The organism is Thalassoroseus sp., assembly GCF_984380535.1.
The window spans coordinates 448,261-464,522 of record NZ_CFHRBF010000002.1 but is presented as its reverse complement, the minus strand read 5'-3'; the positions used below and the strand labels follow the sequence as shown (position 1 = coordinate 464,522).

Below are 16,262 nucleotides of genomic sequence, written 5' to 3'. Positions count from 1 at the left end.
GAGTGAACGTAGGATTATCAAATGAAACAAGCGACAATCGAAACCAACAAAGGCACAATTCGTCTGGAACTCTATGACGACAAGACTCCCAAAACGGTGGCGAATTTCGAGAAACTCGCCAAAGACGGTTTCTATGACGGCTTGAAGTTTCACCGTGTTATTCAGGACTTCATGATTCAAGGCGGCTGCCCGAACGGCACCGGCACCGGCGGTCCGGGGTATAAGTTCGAAGACGAATTCCACCCCGATTTGAAGCACGATTCGCCGGGCATTCTGTCGATGGCCAACGCCGGACCGAACACGAACGGCAGTCAATTCTTCATTACCCACGTGCCGACCCCGCACTTGGATAATCGGCATTCGGTGTTCGGGAAAGTCGTCGATCAAGAAAGCCAAGACGTTGTCGACAGCATCGTCGTCGGCGACAAAATGACCAAAGTCACCGTCGAGTAGGCCGGGAATCAGGGGGCGGAAGTTTCGGAATCACCGGAGCTAGGTTTCTGACTGACTCCTGATGCGTGACTCCTGACTCCTGCCAGCAAGTCACGCTTTCTTAGGATCATCCAATTAAGGGTGCGCTTCGGTGTTCGATGCGTTCCCACATCCGCCTCCGCCAGGGGTTTCGATGGTCAGCACATCGCCTGGTTGAACATCGATTGAGAATTTCCCACCCAGATCTTCGAGATTCGAACCGCCGCCGCGACGCAGTGAATTGCGTCCGGCGGCGGCATTTTTTCCGCCTTTGAGGCCAAATGGGGTGTAGTCTCCGCGACGTTCGGAGAGCATCGAAACTCGCAGCGGCTTGAGGAATTCGATTTCCCGTACGATGCCGTCTCCACCGGTCTTTTCACCGGTTCCACCCGAACCTCGACGCAAGCCGAACGAGTGAATCCGCACGGGATAACGACGCTCGATGACTTCCACGTCTGTCAGTCGCGTGTTCGTCATGTGCGTATGCACGCCATCGGCCCCGTTGGCTTCACGCGTGGCACCGCTGCCGCCACAAATCGTCTCGTAATAGCCAAAGGTGTCGTCACCGAACGTCAGGTTATTCATCGTGCCTTGGCTGGCGGCGGCGAGTTCGAGAGCACCAAGGAGTACATCGACGACACGCTGCGAGGTCTCGACGTTCCCGCCCACCATTGCGGCACACTCTGCGGGATCGTCATGAACGGGGGGATTGAGCAAACACTCTGGTAACACGATTTCCACCGGATCAAGCACACCGCTGTTAAGCGGGATATCTTCATTGATCAGGCAACGGAACACGTACATCACCGCTGCGGTAACAATGGCCCGATTCGCGTTAAGATTCGTCGACAACACATCACCTGTGCCAGTGAAATCGACGCGGGCGGAATCGCCGTCAATGAAAATCGTTACCGTGATCGGCGACCCATCGTCGAGGTGATCGGTGAAGCGATGTTCGCCATCAGCGATATCCCGCAACGCGAGTCGCATTTTCTCCGCTGCCGCCTGTTGGATATGACCCATGTATGCTTGCACCACGGGCAACGAATAATGGGCGATCAATTCCCGGAGTTGACGCACGCCACTCGTGTTGGCCGCAACTTGAGCGGACACATCTGCAAGATTGTCCGCGACCGATCGCGTGGGGTACGGGCCACTTGTTAGCAATGTTTCGAGTTCATTTTCTCGGGATTCGCCCGCGGAGATCAGTTTAAAGTTGCGAATCAATACGCCTTCCTCGGCCAAGTTCTTCGAGAACGGCGGCATGCTGCCAGGCACGATGCCACCGATCTCCGCGTGATGGGCACGACTCGCGGTGAAGAAGAGAAGTTCCCCGCTGGTTTCGTCATACACCGGGGTGACCACGGTTACGTCCGGCAAATGCGAACCGCCGCGGTATGGGTCGTTCGTGACAAAGACGTCGCCCGGTCGCATGTCGTTGCTGCAGTCTCTCAAAATATGCTTGACGGTTTCGCTCATCGCACCAAGATGGACCGGAATATGCGGAGCATTCACGACCAAATCACCCGTTGGGGAGAAAATCGCGCAACTGAAATCGAGACGTTCTTTCACGTTGGTCGAACATGACGTCTGTTGCAGCGTGAGCCCCATTTGCTCGGCGATGGAAGCGAACAGGTTATTGAAGATCTCCAGCAGCACGGGGTCGGCTTTGGAATTCGAGGCGATCCGCAAGGGGCCGGAACCGGAACTTTCGATGCGTGTCAAAACGATTTCGCCACGGGTCTGGATGGTGGCGGAGTAGTCGGGAGTGACGATCACCGTCGAAGTCGGTTCGCAGATAATCGCAGGACCGATGATTTCATCACCCGGATGCAACTCCGATCGCAGGTACACACCGGTCTCGCATTCGCTCTCGCCGAACGTAACGCGTGTGGTCTCCGTGGCGGTCGGTTGTCGCTGGACCAACTCTGCTGTTGGTTCCGGAGGTTCTGGCATCGAACCAATCAGTTCCACACGGGCGGCAGTGATTTCCAAGGCTCGGCTTCGATGTCGATAGCCATAGCGTTGCTCGTGTTGTTCTTCGTACCGGTTGCGAATGACTTCGAAATGATCGCTTGGATCAATCGCAACATTGATCACCGATTCCACACCCGCATACCGCAGATCAAGGGAACGTCGTGGCGGCTGGATGTGGTCTGCAGGAACGCCTTCGGATTCAATTTCCCCTCTTAACCGCTGTTCCATGCGTCCGAATTCGGCCGCGAGGCTGGTTAGTGTTTCGTCGGTCCCGGGTTGCAACACGGAATACTCGGCAAAGCGACGGACATCAGCCAAACCGATTCCATAGGCACTCAGAATTCCTGCGAACGGGTGAATCAGAATGTGCTTGATACCGAGTTGATCAGCGATTTCGCACGCGTGTTGAGCCCCGGCTCCACCGAAAGTTGCCAAGGCATAGTCACCAGGATCGTAACCCTTGGCGACGGAGATTCGGCGAATCGCACGGACCATGTTCGCATTGGCGATCTCGACAAAACCGGCGGCGAGTTTTGTTGGTGTGTACTTGGCTCCCAATGGGGAAGCGGCGATCTGGTCGCATAGGGTTTGCAAGTGTTGTTCGACCGCATCCCGATTGAGTGGAAAGGGGAAACGATCCGAGAGAATTCGGCCGAGATACAAATTCACGTCGGTCACGGTTAGCGGGCCGCCGCGTCCATAACATGCAGGACCGGGAACCGAACCGGCACTCTCTGGGCCAACGAAGAGTTTGACGCCATCGAATCCGCACAAACTTCCGCCACCTGCCGCGACGGTTTCGATGGCCAACATCGGAGCCACTACCCGCACACCGGCTTTTTCGGTTTCGTATTCCATTTCGTAACGGTTTTCGCCGCGACTACCGTCAAACCGCGCGACGTCGGTACTGGTTCCGCCCATGTCGAATCCGATGGCCTTCGGAAACCCGGCCGCCATCGCCACGCGCGAAAACCCGATGACACCACCAGCCGGCCCGGAAAGAATGCTGTCTTTGCCGACGAATTGGTCACCACCGACCAATCCGCCCGCGGAGGTCATCAATTGCAACCGCGAACCAGTTCGAGCATCCCCCAATGCTTCGCGGATTGTCGAAACGTAATCCCGCAGAATTGGATTGAGGTAAGCGTCCATGACGGTCGTGTCGCCTCGCGAGACGATTTTGATCAACGGGGCTAACCGACTCGAAACACTGATTTCCTCGAATCCAACGTCGCGGGCGATTTCGGCAAGCGTCTGCTCATGTTCCGGATTGGCGAAGGCGTGCAGGAGGCAAATCGCGATCGACTCGACACCCTTAGTACGCAACCGTTCCAACGCTGTTCGGGCCGTTTCGGTATCGAGTGGCGTCAGTACAGAACCGTCAGCGGAAAGACGTTCTTCGATCTCGACAACGGTTTCGAACAGCGGTGACGGTTTCTGGATGGCCAGATCGAACAATCGCGGTCGATTCTGGTTACCAATGAGTAACACATCTGCAAACCCGCGAGTGGTCAGCAATGCCGTTCGGGCACCTTTGCGTTCCAGCAGGGCATTGGTACCGCGTGTTGTGCCGAGTTTCAGTGAAACCGGGGGGATAATTTCATCGAGCCGCAAACCGAGAATCCGACGGATCGCCACAATTGGAGCGGGTTCGCCAGAGGCCAACTCGTACGCCGTGCCCGAATCCAAATTGCTCGGCAATTCCCGAGGGAGTGTCAAAGTTCCGCTGTCACCGTCGGACGCGATGACTTGTGACCGTTCGATCGGTTGCCCATCAGTATTGAGGAACCGAATTTCGTAGCCCCGCCAGAAGTCGGAAGGAACTCCCGTGCGAAGCGGGTCGGTGAGTTGGGTCGGCATCGGTCGGGACGCAACTTGCCCCTTGATAAAACCGGAACTGAGTGTCTTCAGCGTCTGCAGTTCGCCGGACGGCGCCCGTGCAATGCAGTCCGTAAACGTGCCGCCAACGTCAATCCAAAATTCCCAATGGTGCAATGTGCTCATAGAGTTATTGACTCTTGCGGTATCAGATTTTGTCGGGTGCGTCGTGTTTGATTGCGAATTTGTGAGATTGCAAGGCGCACAAACTATTACAAAGAAAGAAGTTGTGTGCCACTGCTAGAAATGGCATGTATTCAAGACAATATTACGTCACATTCAATGCAGTTTATACTTGGGTGGCATGCCTACCGTTTGGGGTGGACATGGGCTAGTGATGTTTGAATGTCCAATCATGCCCACGCAAAGCCGTGGGCATGCCACACCTGACGCACCATGTTTACGAGCTAGTCCTGTGTCAGCCATTCGACGATACGCCAGTCGAGCCAACGGCGATCGGGATCGACTCCGCTACGACCGATATAACCAAGATGTCCGCCGCGACGTGTGAGGTGAAGCGTCGTGCTGGGTGAGATGGCTAGGTTTTCGAACGATGCCCCCGGCACGACCGGGTCGTCATAGGCCGCGATGATGAGCGTCGGCACGTCGATGGCCGGCAAATGGGGTTTCGCACTACTTTCCCGATAGTAGTCGGCGGAACACGCAAACCCGGCTTTTGCGGCAGTAAGACGGTCATCGAATTCGCGGAGTGTCCAATTTCTCCACATGTTCTCGGTGAAATCATTGGGCCATTCGCCAATTTTCTTGACATGGGCGACAAGCGATCGCACGAAGTGTCGACCATAAGTACGATTGATCAACGGTTGATCCATTTGGTCGGCACATGCGGCGAGATCGATCGCAGGACAGGATGCAACCGCGCGTTCGAAGTGCTGCGGTTTGTCGGGGTGCGTCGCGAGATATTTCAGCAGAATGTTGCCCGAAAGAGAAAAACCGGCCGCCGACACGGGCGAATTCGGGGCCAGTTGGGCGATGAAATTCAGACTGGCGGCCACGTCTTCCGTACGTCCGGCGTGCGCCCAACCGGCTGCTAATCCTTCGCCGGCACCCCAACCACGGGGGTCAAAGCGAAACGTCCGTACCCCGAGTGCGTTCAATTTAGACGCCGTTCGACGGAGATAACCGCTACGGTGACAACCAGTTAAACCAGGGAGCAAAAGTACGACACGCTGACCGGGCTGCCAATCTGAGGGACAGTTTTCGTGCAGCATCAGCACATCGCCATCGGGCTGCGTCACCTGGTGTTTTGCGGTTTCGACGAGTGTATCGAAAGATTTCAGGTAAGTTCCTGCGATTGTCTGGGCATGACCGCCACGGAATAACCAATGGGGTTGGAAGGTGGGGCCGTCAAATCGGCTCATGGTGTTCGGATTGCTCCTGAAATGGGCGTATTCGGAAAAGGCTTTCAGGTTTCTTCGTTCCAATTCGGGGTCAACCTGGCAGGATCGAGCAGTTGAAGCTTGAATCTCCGGCAGAGCTTGCTAGTGTTGGTGAAATTTTGCGCCGCGAATGCGCACTTCCCGATTTCTTCCTCCAACCCGCCATCCTCCCGTGCCTCGACGCGACGATATCCACAAGATTCTCATCATCGGTTCCGGCCCTATCGTTATTGGCCAAGCCTGCGAATTCGACTACTCCGGAACGCAAGCGTGTAAGTCCTTGCGTGAAGAAGGGTACGAAGTTGTGCTGGTCAATTCCAACCCGGCGACCATCATGACCGACCCGGAGGTCGCCGACCGTACCTATGTCGAGCCGATTACCTGGCAGTACGTCCAGAAGGTCATCGAAAAAGAACGCCCGGATGCGTTGTTGCCGACGTTGGGTGGCCAAACCGGTCTGAACACCGCGATGGACTTGGCACGACGCGGGATTTTGCAGCAACTCGGCGTCGAACTCATCGGTGCGAAGGAGGAAGTCATCGCCAAGGCTGAAGAACGCGAGTCGTTCAAAGAGGCGATGGTCAAAATTGGTTTGGATGTTCCGCGTAGTCAACTCGTGCGAAACATGGACCAAGCCCGCCAAGCTCTGCGGGAAATCGGTTTGCCGATGATCATTCGCGCCAGCTACACGCTCGGCGGGGCTGGCGGCGGTGTTGCGTATAACAAAGAAGAATTCGAGCAAAAAGTTCGCGAGGGGCTCAAACTTTCGCCGGTCAACGAAGTGTTGTTGGAAGAATCCATTCTCGGCTGGAAAGAGTACGAGATGGAAGTCATGCGGGACACCGCTGACAACGTCGTCATCATTTGTGCAATCGAAAACCTTGATCCCATGGGTGTGCACACGGGGGATTCGATCACCGTTGCCCCCGCGCAAACGCTGACCGACAAAGAATATCAACGGATGCGAGACGCCACGATCGCGTGTATGCGGGAAATCGGCGTGGAGACCGGCGGTTCGAACGTGCAATTCGCGGTCAACCCGAAGACCGGGCGGATGACGATCATCGAAATGAACCCGCGTGTGAGTCGATCGTCGGCACTTGCCTCGAAAGCGACTGGGTTCCCGATTGCGAAAATCGCTGCGAAGTTGGCGGTTGGGTATCGGTTAGACGAGATCCGTAACGACATTACCCGCGAAACTTTGGCGTGTTTCGAACCGACGATTGATTATGTCGTTACGAAAATTCCTCGCTGGACCTTCGAGAAATTCCCCGAAGCCGACCCCACGCTGACGATTTCCATGAAAAGCGTCGGCGAAACGATGGCCATTGGCCGGACCTTCAAAGAGTCTCTGCAGAAAGCTCTCCGTGGTCTCGAAATCGGGGCGTTTGGACTCAGTGGAGGCAAACCGGACCTATGGAATACCGAAAACCAACCGGCTGTCGATGAAATTCGCCGCAAGCTTTCCGTGCCGCAATCGGATCGCATCTTCTTCTTGAGATTCGCGTTCAAAGCCGGCATGACGGTCGACACGATCAACGAACTGACTGGCATCGATCCGTGGTTCTTGCATCACATCCGCGAATTGGTCGAATTGGAAGACGAATTGCGTGCGGTCGAACGCTTGGAAGATGCCGACGTGGAACTTATCCGCCGCGCGAAACGGGCGGGTTATTCCGATAAGCAACTGGCATTGTGGTGGAACTCGACGGAAATGGACGTCCGGCGACGACGGAAGAAACTCGGCGTGACGGCGACGTTCAAACTTGTCGACACCTGCGCGGCCGAATTTGAGGCGTACACACCGTATTACTATTCGACGTACGAAGATGAAGACGAAACCCCAGGCGCCGAGCGTGGTCCGAAAGTCGATCCGATTCCCGAGCACGCCGGGCATAACTCCCCGCATAGCCGGGTGATGATTCTCGGTGGCGGACCGAACCGGATCGGGCAGGGGATTGAGTTCGACTACTGTTGTTGTCAGGCGGCGTTCGCGCTTAAGGAGTTGGGCATCGAAAGTGTCATGGTCAACTCGAACCCGGAAACGGTTTCGACCGACTACGACACCAGCGACATGCTATTCTTCGAACCGTTGACGACCGAGGATGTGCTCAACATTTACGATCGGCTCAAACCGGACGGTGTGATTGTGCAGTTCGGCGGTCAGACTCCGCTCAACTTGGCGCGGGGACTGGAAGCCGCCGGTGTACCGATCATCGGGACAAGTCCCGATATGATCGATGCCGCCGAAGACCGTGACCGCTTTCAAGCGATCCTGCAGAAACTTGGTTTGCGACAACCGCCTAACGGCACTGCAACTAATGCCGACGCCGCTCGAGCCATTGCCGACCGCATCGGCTACCCCGTGTTAGTGCGGCCGAGTTACGTGCTGGGCGGACGAGCGATGGAGATCTGCTACGATCAAAGCCAACTCGTGCGGTACATGCGGGAAGCCGTCGAGGCATCCCCGGAAAAACCGGTGCTGATCGACAAATTCCTGGAAGACGCGATCGAAGTGGATGTCGATTGTATTGCCGACGGCGAAATCGCGTTGGTCGGTGGTGTGATGGAACACATCGAAGAAGCCGGTGTGCACTCTGGGGACTCCGCCTGTGCGTTGCCGCCACACTCGCTGCCGGATGAAGTTATCGACGAAATCAAGCAAGCGACATATGCACTCGCCAAGGAACTGGGTGTTCGTGGACTGATGAACTTGCAGTTCGCCGTCAAAATCGACATCGGCGAAGAAGACGCAGGCGAAACTCCGGCGGACACCAGTGGCATCTGGTCGGCGGGCACGAAGTACACGGTTTACATTCTGGAAGTCAATCCGCGGGCGAGCCGGACGGCCCCGTTTGTGTCCAAAGCGACCAACCGTTCGTTGGCCCGGATCGCGGCGAAAGTCATGGCGGGCATTTCGCTGACCGAGCAGGGCATCGTCGAGGAAGTCACACCGACTCATTGTTCGGTGAAGGAAAGTGTGTTCCCGTTCAACCGGTTCTCGGGTGTGGACATCATCCTCGGACCGGAAATGCGATCGACCGGGGAAGTGATGGGAATTCACGATAACTTCCCACTTGCATTTGCCAAGAGCCAAGTCGCTGCAGGGACATCGTTGCCGACCGAGGGAACTGTCTTCATTTCGATGGCTCACCGGTACAAATCGCGGATTATTGATGCGGCAAAACGCTTGCACGCTTTGGGGTACAAGCTCATCGGCACATCGGGAACCGCGAACGCAATTCGCGAAGCCGGCGTGGAAATTGAAACGGTCCGCAAAGTGCAAGAAGGCCGTCCGAACATTCTCGACAAGATGGCCAACGGCGACGTGCAATTTATCTTCAACACGCCCAGCGGCAAAGGTGCCCGCACCGACGAAGGCCAAATCCGCTCCGCCGCCGTCGCCTACGGTGTTCCCTGCGTCACCACACTGCCAGGTTGTTTAGCCGTCGTACAAGCACTGGAAGCCCTCGCCGCCAACCCCATTCCCCAAGTGAAATCCCTACAAGAATGGGCCGGGACCGTGGATTGATCAGAGGGGGACCCGTTGCAGCTTCGATCTCTGAGTTTTGAAGAGCTAGTCGGACATGGTGTTCGTCCTTCGTTCGCCCGTGTTCTAAGCGATCCAGAAAGTTACGACTCCGATCAGAGAATCCATATTGGTAGAACAAACTGGGATTACTACGTTCCAGACAATGTTTCGGAGATCGTGCCGCTTTGGGATCGCAATGCCGATTCCATTGTCCGATGGACGCGTTGCAACACAACTGAATATGTGTGGTTGTTTCACGACGATCCCGCGTGGGATTTGCTCGCGTACTCTGAGCAAGGAATCATGCATGTCCTCTGGCAGGAGTGGGCGGAGTTTCAAGAATCAGACGATGAGTGTCGACGATTTGCCGAATACATTGGCTTTCGACACTGCGAGGAGGCGCTCGCCATTTGGAACGAAGATTCCGAGACTATTGACTGGTGGCGACTCACGCTGACGTAATCATTCACTGCGAGGATTGCAAAATATGCGTCGACCAGGTTATGCATTCCTCATCAGTTCGTGGATTGTCTTTTGTAGCACGAGTTGCGAGAAGGGATCGAACCCACCGTTGGTTCCGCAGCCGACCTCGCTTCCCGCAGAACGCGAGCGTCCTGTCGCCACCGAACGTCCAGCCGCGACCGACATCAGCCCTCGTGTCCGGTTTAACGTTCCTAACGAAAATGGCCGTGAGTTATGGGAAGAAATGTACGATGAAAAACCACTGAAAGACCCTTATCGGTATGTGTATTCCGTAGCCGACCCTCAACCTTGGGAAACCGAGAACACCGACGATCCTGCAAGCGCATCCGTTGGCATGATGGAGGGATTGCTTGACTATTTCCACAGAACGAAGACACCGCTCATCAATGAATTTGGGGTGGTCCTGTTCGATGAGGAAATGGTCAAGTGGTCTGGCCAAGTGATGTATCTTTCGGAACCATTTGATCGCACTCTCGAGATCCCGTTGATGGACGAGCGGTTGTATACAATCGACGTCATCAAAGAGATCCAGCAGATTCTGAAAACGGAACATCCATCGTGGCGTACGCAGTTGTGCGGCGGCGAAATGGACCGCTCCCATGATTTGATGATCTATACCGACTGTGTTGTCTCGTCCGTGGGCCAAAGTCCGCCGGAGGATCTCTCGAAAACGGTCGACGATTGGCAATCGATGGTCGGCGAATTCCGTGAGAAAGAGCGTGGCCCTCGTCGTCGTCAGGAAAAACACATCGTCTCGTTGGTGAAAAGTCGGCAACTCGATCCCGATAGGGACCTCGTCGTTCCGCTAGTAGTCTTTGACAATTGGCGTGGGCGGTTCGATCCGGACGAATACAATGTCGTGGTGCTCGAGCGATCCGGAATCCATCTCTCATCGAACAATACGGCAAGATCCGCAGATCTAAATGGCCAAATCGAGAGGACTGGTTTGCGAGAATGGGAAACGGATAAGTTTCCTGAGTATTGGATCAACGAATATCAAGTCAAACGAAATCCGGACGAGCCGGTTTCGCTAATTTTGAAGGAGACGGACGGCGAACGGGTCTGGCAATTTGAGATCGATCCGACGGATTTGATTTCCGATGAGACGCTCAAAGAGTTGTACCCAGACCTGCGCTAGACGAAACCACCAATCGCTGTAACGTCGGACCTCAGCGAAGTTGCTGAGAAAGTCTCCGTTTAGCCGATTTTTACTTGCGATCCGTTTCAAACTTGGTATCGTTCCCTCATTGAGATTGAATCTCAGTCCCGCCCCGCACTCCCGCCAGCGATTAGCCAGAGCCTCCTCCGGCCAGCCAAAGCAAGCGTTTCGGAAATCCGATGATGGGCCGGATTGTTCCTAGAACCACTGAGGAGGCTTGCTATGTTACCCCGTTTCCCGTCCGCGCGTCGCTCTGGATTCACGCTGATCGAACTTCTGGTGGTGATTGCGATCATTGCCATTTTGATCGCTCTGTTACTCCCTGCCGTTCAACAAGCCCGCGAAGCCGCCCGCCGCACCGAGTGCAAGAACAACCTCAAACAAATTGGGTTGGCCATGCACACCTACCATGACACCAACAAAAGTCTGGCACCTGGCTGGGTCGACTGGGATGGCAACTGGTCCGATCCGCTGCATACTGCCCATGTCAACGTCGCCATTCTTCCGTTCTTGGAAGCGGGCAACACGGAAAACCTTTACGATTTCAATGTTCGTTGGGATCACACCAACAACGCCGATCTGGCATTGAACATGCCGAAGGCGTACCAGTGCCCGTCGACTCCGGGTTCGGGTGAACGGGAACCCAACAGCGGGTTTCAGACGTCCGACTACACTTACCTTCGCAGTGACACAGGTTGGATTACCGACGACACGGCTGGAAAGTCGATGTTCGATCAGAACCATTTTCGCCGCTTCCGCGATGTCGTCGACGGGCTGACGAACACCATTATGGTCTATGAGTCCGCCGGGCGAGCTTCACTTTATCTCGCCGGTGGTAAGACGACTACCGCCCCTGCGGCGTGGAATGGTGACTTCCGAAGTTGGACCGCGGGTTTCTCTTCCGGTTGGCTCTACAACTATCAGGTGACACCGGATTCATCCGGCGGCGAACCGACCGTCAATTACTATGTCGGCAACGAAGTGATCAACGTCAGCAATCTGTACGGCGCGGCGTACTCGTTCCATCCTGGTGGTATCCAGATTTGTCTGGCGGACGGATCGGCACGATTTATCAGCGAGACTATCGACCTGACAACGCTCAGTGCTTTGACATCCATCGACGGTGGCGAAGTGGTTGGGGAGTTCTAGAGATGAACTCGCAGCAGACCTTGACAAGATTGAACGGGATACGTCTTGGTATGTTGGCGTTGGCCACGTCTTTGGCTTGTGCCGGGTGCGGTGAGGATTGGCAAGCCGAAACGTACCCCGCGTACGGCACGATCACCATCAATGGTGAACCGCCCGTCGGTGCGCTTATCCAGCTACACTCCACTGGTGATGCGAAAGATAAACGCGACTCCTTGCCTTGGGGGCTCGTTCAGGAGGACGGAAGCTACACGCTCTCGACATACGAGATGGGCGACGGAGCTCCGACCGGTGAATATGCGGTTACGATCCGTTGGTCTCCTAACGTCAATACACCGACCTTGGCCGATCGATTGAACAACGCCTACGACAATCCAGCCAAGTCAGAGTGGAAAGTGACGATCACGGACGATGAAAACGAGCTTCCGCCGATCGAAATCACCGGAGCAAAGGTCACCAACGGAAATGCCGGTGGTCGGCGGAGATTGCCTCCTGGCCCAGCGATGGGAAACTAACATCATGACTGATGCATCGACAACTCCCGCTAAACGCGACGGCAATTCGAAGAATCGGTTTCGCAGACTTTGGTTCGTCACTCACCGTTGGATCGGTTTGACAGTTGGGCTGCTGTTTGTTTTGGTGGGATTGACCGGTAGCATTCTCGTCTTCGACCATGCCATTGACGAATGGTTAAACCCAAACCTGCTTCTCACCGACGGAACCACCACGCCAGCTCCGATAACGCAAATCATCGAGACCGCTGAAACGGCCTATGACGGCAAAGCGATGTCGGTGATGAAACCTCGTGTCGAAAACGGGGTTTGGACCGTTTGGTTTTCAAAACGAACTGAAGACGGTCGCAAGTTTATCGCGGTCTACGTTAACCCCAACGATTTGAAAGTGACCGGGCAACGAACCTGGGGCGAGGACTTACTCGGCTGGATCTACCGATTACACTATCAACTCGTCGCTGGCGAAATGGGAGTGATCATTATCGGTTTGGTCGGGCTGATTTTGATACTCTCGCTGATCTCGGGGGTCTATTTGTGGTGGCCTTTGTGGAAGCACAGTTGGCGGGCGGCCTTTATGATTCGTGGCGGTTCGAGATTCAACTACGATCTTCACAAGACGCTTGGGATCGGCAGCTTGGTGTTTCTGTTCGTGCTTGCCTTCACCGGCGTGTATATGGAATTCCCCTGGCTTGTGAAGCCGCTCATCACAGCGTTTTCGGACGAAACTCACGAGCCAAGAGGCCTGGAGTCGGAAGAATCTCAGTCTAAGCAGGCGATCTCAGCAGATGACGCTTTGAAGATTGCTCAGCAACATTTTCCTCATGCCAAGTTCGACCATCTCCACCCACCACAGGGAGATGAGGGAACCTATGAAGTCGCCTTTCGTCAGCCGCACGAAGTGCAACAGACGTTCGGCCGGAGCCAGGTGTTCCTGGATCAGTACAGCGGTGAAGTTCTAGCTATTCGAAATCCCGATGACTTCACAGCGGCAGACATCTTCTTTGCGTGGCAATTTCCTTTGCACAGTGGTGAAGCCTTCGGCATAGTCGGACGCTGGGTGGTCTTCATCACTGGCTTCGTTCCCGCCGTTATGTATGTGACGGGATTCATTCTCTGGTGGCGTCGGCGAAGTTCTCTCAGTCGGAAAGCTCTGAAAAGCACCAAATCAGAACCGTCTGCACTGACTCAGGTTGAACCGCTTTCAGTCGGTCGATAGCCTGCGATCGAGGTTTGCGTCAAACCGATGTATCCGGCGAGTTCAGAGAGTTGTCAGCGTAAAAAATGCAGGGCCATTTGAGATGCTCTAGCATTCGATTGAAGAATCAACGTCTTATAGGTTCTGTTTGGCGGCCTTCTCTTTTTGTTTCGCCACGTGTTTTTCCAAGATTTTCATGTTCCGCGTGTTCGACTTGAACGCAGCGTCGGCGAGGTCACCGAGACCGGGGATGATGCCGACGATCATATCGACACCGACGTTCCCAAGCATTCGGATAGTTTGCCAGCGGGAAATTCCCATCTGATGGGCTTCACGGATCACCCAAGCAGAGATCACGGTCGTTACCATATCCCCAGCAACCGGAACGAGCCCGATGATCGAATCCCAACCAACCCGAAAGTTAGTGCCGGGAAGTGTGAACGCCTCATCCATCGTCTTGGTGAGTTTGCGAATGCGTTCCAGCCGCTCTTCGTGCGAGAGCGGTGGCGCCGTCTTCGCGTCTTTCTGAACCTCGTGGGGTTCGACGCGTCGAACAGATTGTTGCGTGGGATATTCTGTGGCGGTGCTCATGGCAAATCCTTCGTTTAGTTCGTTTTGAACAAATCAAGCAGATGCAGATCACATGCCAGATGAGAATTTGAAGCAAAGATGTTTCTTAAATTGTTCCGTGGTTAGGGTTTGTGTCTTCGTTGTCTTGCCAGGATTTTCCTTCGGTGATGGTCGAAAGTCCGCCAGCTTGTCATTGTTCCGACCAAAACTTGATAGAAGATCTCATTTTTTTACCTCAGGTTATCATGGTCAAAATGATAGTATTGAGTTCTTTTTGCTGTAAAAAACTCGCCGGACTAGGTGAAACAGGCGTTAACTTCCCGTAAAGTAGATCTCATCTGGCATCAATCGATCCACGCTCGTTACGAATTTGAGGTCTCAGTGGGTTTGCCTGACGAACCTGATCCATATATCTCCAACCCGGATTTCCCACCGATTCCGGATGGGGAACCGTACTTGAGAGATTTGGTCGACCACACGTCGGCGGTCATCTATGTCAAGGATTTGGCCGGACGGTACTTGTTGATCAATCGGAAATGGGAAGAGCTGTTTTCCGTCACCCGTGATTTCATGGTCGGCAAGACGGATTACGATGTATTCCCGCCAGAGACGGCCGCGGCTTTTCAAGAAAACGACCGACTTGTGGCGGAGCAGGGACGGGTCATTCAATTTCAAGAAGTCGTGCCCCAGGATGACGGCACTCATATTTATCTATCCCTCAAGTTTCCTCTGCGGGATGAAGAGGGACGTATTTATGCGATGTCTGGAATCTCGACAGACATCACCGAACGGGTCGCTGCGGAACACGAGAGCGAACGCGTGAGTCATCGGTTGCAGCTGATTCTCGACTCGGTCAATGAAGGCGTATACGGGCTGGATTGCGAAGGTCGGACGACATTCATCAACGCAGCCGGTGCAAAGATGATTGGTCGGCCGGCGAAAGAATTTCTGGGAAAATCCCAGCACGATGTGTTGCATTCCAAACATGCCGATGGCAGTTCCTATGCGATCGAGGATTGTCCGATTTATGCGGTTCTGAAAGATGGAAAGCCGCGACAAGTCGATCACGAAGTCTTTTGGCGAGCCGATGGCACCGGCTTTCCGGTCGAGTACATGGCTTCGCCCATTCAAGACGGTGAGGAAACCATCGGTGCGGTGGTTACGTTTCGCGACCTGACCGATCGTTTACAACATCACCATGCCCTGACAGAACTTCAAGCCGCCGAACGGGTGCAACAGCGTTTGTATCCTTCCGGGGCGCCGGTGATTCCGGGATTTGAAATTGCCGGGGCCGCGTATTCCGCAGAGATTGCTTGTGGCGATTACTATGACTTCATCGAACTGACCGACCAATCGGTGGTGATTGCCGTCGGCGATGTCAGTGGGCATGGTTTGGGGCCTGCTCTGCATATGGTCGAAACGCGAGCGTGTTTGCGAGCGTTGTTGCAAAGTGGTCTCGGATTGACCGAAAGTCTGGATCAACTCAATCGTCATTTGTGTGATGACATGGCGGAAGGATCGTTTGTCTCGCTGTTCTTGGTGGAACTTCACCCCGCGCGAAAAACAATACGATATGCTGGAGCGGGGCACGATGCCCGACTGATCAAGCCCAACGGTAAGGTCGATCAGCTCCTTAATACGGGGATGGTGTTGGGGATGCTCCGGGACACGGAACCCCCGTGGACCGAGACGATCCCAATTGAAACCGGGGACATTTTATTCATACCCACCGACGGGTTGCGGGAAACCTCTGCTCCAAATCAGGAAATGTTAGGTTGGCAACGCACGCTCGATTTGTTGCATGCCTCCCGTGAGAAAAGTGGGGTCGAAATTGTTCGTGGTCTTCATCAGCTTTCGGTGGACTTCGCAGCCCACTACGAACAAAAAGACGATGTGACGATGGTCGTCGTGAAAGTGCTATAGCACTGAAATTGTCATA

General features: G+C 54.7%; 11 protein-coding genes. 8 read left to right on the top strand and 3 right to left on the bottom strand.

The annotated features are described in order from the left end of the window. Positions 1 to 21 precede the first annotated feature (21 nt). Entirely contained in the window at positions 22 to 453 is a 432-nt protein-coding gene (locus AC5DDB_RS04170) for a peptidylprolyl isomerase (protein WP_491738418.1), read from the top strand. Positions 454 to 567: 114 nt separating this feature from the next. Here the strand turns inward: AC5DDB_RS04170 and AC5DDB_RS04165 are convergent, their stop codons facing one another. Together AC5DDB_RS04165 and AC5DDB_RS04160 are read right to left on the bottom strand one after the other, a co-directional pair. Next, a complete protein-coding gene (locus tag AC5DDB_RS04165; protein WP_491738417.1) occupies positions 568 to 4,452 on the bottom strand; it encodes a hydantoinase B/oxoprolinase family protein in 3,885 nt (1,294 codons plus the stop codon). Between the two features lie 281 nt (positions 4,453 to 4,733). Next, entirely contained in the window at positions 4,734 to 5,708 is a 975-nt protein-coding gene (locus tag AC5DDB_RS04160) for a YheT family hydrolase (RefSeq protein WP_491738416.1), read from the bottom strand. Positions 5,709 to 5,898: 190 nt separating this feature from the next. On the opposite strand from AC5DDB_RS04160, the gene carB reads away from it, so the two are divergent. The 6 genes from carB (at position 5,899) to AC5DDB_RS04130 (ending at position 13,774) form a co-directional block, all read left to right on the top strand. After that, positions 5,899 to 9,258, top strand: coding sequence for a carbamoyl-phosphate synthase large subunit (carB, locus tag AC5DDB_RS04155; RefSeq protein ID WP_491738415.1), 3,360 nt, complete (start codon positions 5,899 to 5,901; stop codon positions 9,256 to 9,258). 177 nt (positions 9,259 to 9,435) lie between these two features. Then, entirely contained in the window at positions 9,436 to 9,720 is a 285-nt protein-coding gene (locus tag AC5DDB_RS04150) for a hypothetical protein (protein WP_491738414.1), read from the top strand. Positions 9,721 to 9,745: 25 nt separating this feature from the next. Beyond that, complete coding sequence (locus AC5DDB_RS04145; protein ID WP_491738413.1) at positions 9,746 to 10,879, top strand: hypothetical protein; 1,134 nt, start codon at positions 9,746 to 9,748, stop codon at positions 10,877 to 10,879. A gap of 243 nt (positions 10,880 to 11,122) precedes the next feature. Beyond that, positions 11,123 to 12,049, top strand: a complete 927-nt coding sequence (locus AC5DDB_RS04140) for a DUF1559 domain-containing protein (RefSeq protein ID WP_491738412.1) — start codon at positions 11,123 to 11,125, stop codon at positions 12,047 to 12,049. A 2-nt stretch (positions 12,050 to 12,051) separates the two neighbouring features. Beyond that, entirely contained in the window at positions 12,052 to 12,561 is a 510-nt protein-coding gene (locus AC5DDB_RS04135) for a hypothetical protein (protein ID WP_491738411.1), read from the top strand. Positions 12,562 to 12,565: 4 nt separating this feature from the next. Continuing rightward, positions 12,566 to 13,774, top strand: a complete 1,209-nt coding sequence (locus AC5DDB_RS04130) for a PepSY-associated TM helix domain-containing protein (RefSeq protein ID WP_491738410.1) — start codon at positions 12,566 to 12,568, stop codon at positions 13,772 to 13,774. Positions 13,775 to 13,888: 114 nt separating this feature from the next. On the opposite strand, the gene AC5DDB_RS04125 is transcribed toward AC5DDB_RS04130, so the two are convergent. Next, on the bottom strand, positions 13,889 to 14,344 hold the full coding sequence (locus AC5DDB_RS04125; RefSeq protein WP_491738409.1) for a DUF4112 domain-containing protein: 456 nt from the start codon (positions 14,342 to 14,344) through the stop codon (positions 13,889 to 13,891). A 360-nt stretch (positions 14,345 to 14,704) separates the two neighbouring features. Between AC5DDB_RS04125 and AC5DDB_RS04120 the strand changes: the two genes are divergently transcribed. Continuing rightward, the gene (locus AC5DDB_RS04120) at positions 14,705 to 16,246 is read left to right on the top strand and encodes a SpoIIE family protein phosphatase (RefSeq protein WP_491738408.1); all 1,542 of its coding nucleotides are present in this window, start codon (positions 14,705 to 14,707) and stop codon (positions 16,244 to 16,246) included. The last annotated feature ends 16 nt before the right edge of the window (positions 16,247 to 16,262 follow it).

Coding starts and splice junctions, on each gene's coding strand:
- AC5DDB_RS04165 (WP_491738417.1), bottom strand. CDS start 4,452: ATGAGCACATTGCACCATTGGGAATTTTGGATTGACGTTGGCGGCACG.
- AC5DDB_RS04145 (WP_491738413.1), top strand. CDS start 9,746: ATGCGTCGACCAGGTTATGCATTCCTCATCAGTTCGTGGATTGTCTTT.
- AC5DDB_RS04140 (WP_491738412.1), top strand. CDS start 11,123: ATGTTACCCCGTTTCCCGTCCGCGCGTCGCTCTGGATTCACGCTGATC.
- AC5DDB_RS04170 (WP_491738418.1), top strand. CDS start 22: ATGAAACAAGCGACAATCGAAACCAACAAAGGCACAATTCGTCTGGAA.
- AC5DDB_RS04125 (WP_491738409.1), bottom strand. CDS start 14,344: ATGAGCACCGCCACAGAATATCCCACGCAACAATCTGTTCGACGCGTC.
- AC5DDB_RS04130 (WP_491738410.1), top strand. CDS start 12,566: ATGACTGATGCATCGACAACTCCCGCTAAACGCGACGGCAATTCGAAG.
- AC5DDB_RS04160 (WP_491738416.1), bottom strand. CDS start 5,708: ATGAGCCGATTTGACGGCCCCACCTTCCAACCCCATTGGTTATTCCGT.
- AC5DDB_RS04135 (WP_491738411.1), top strand. CDS start 12,052: ATGAACTCGCAGCAGACCTTGACAAGATTGAACGGGATACGTCTTGGT.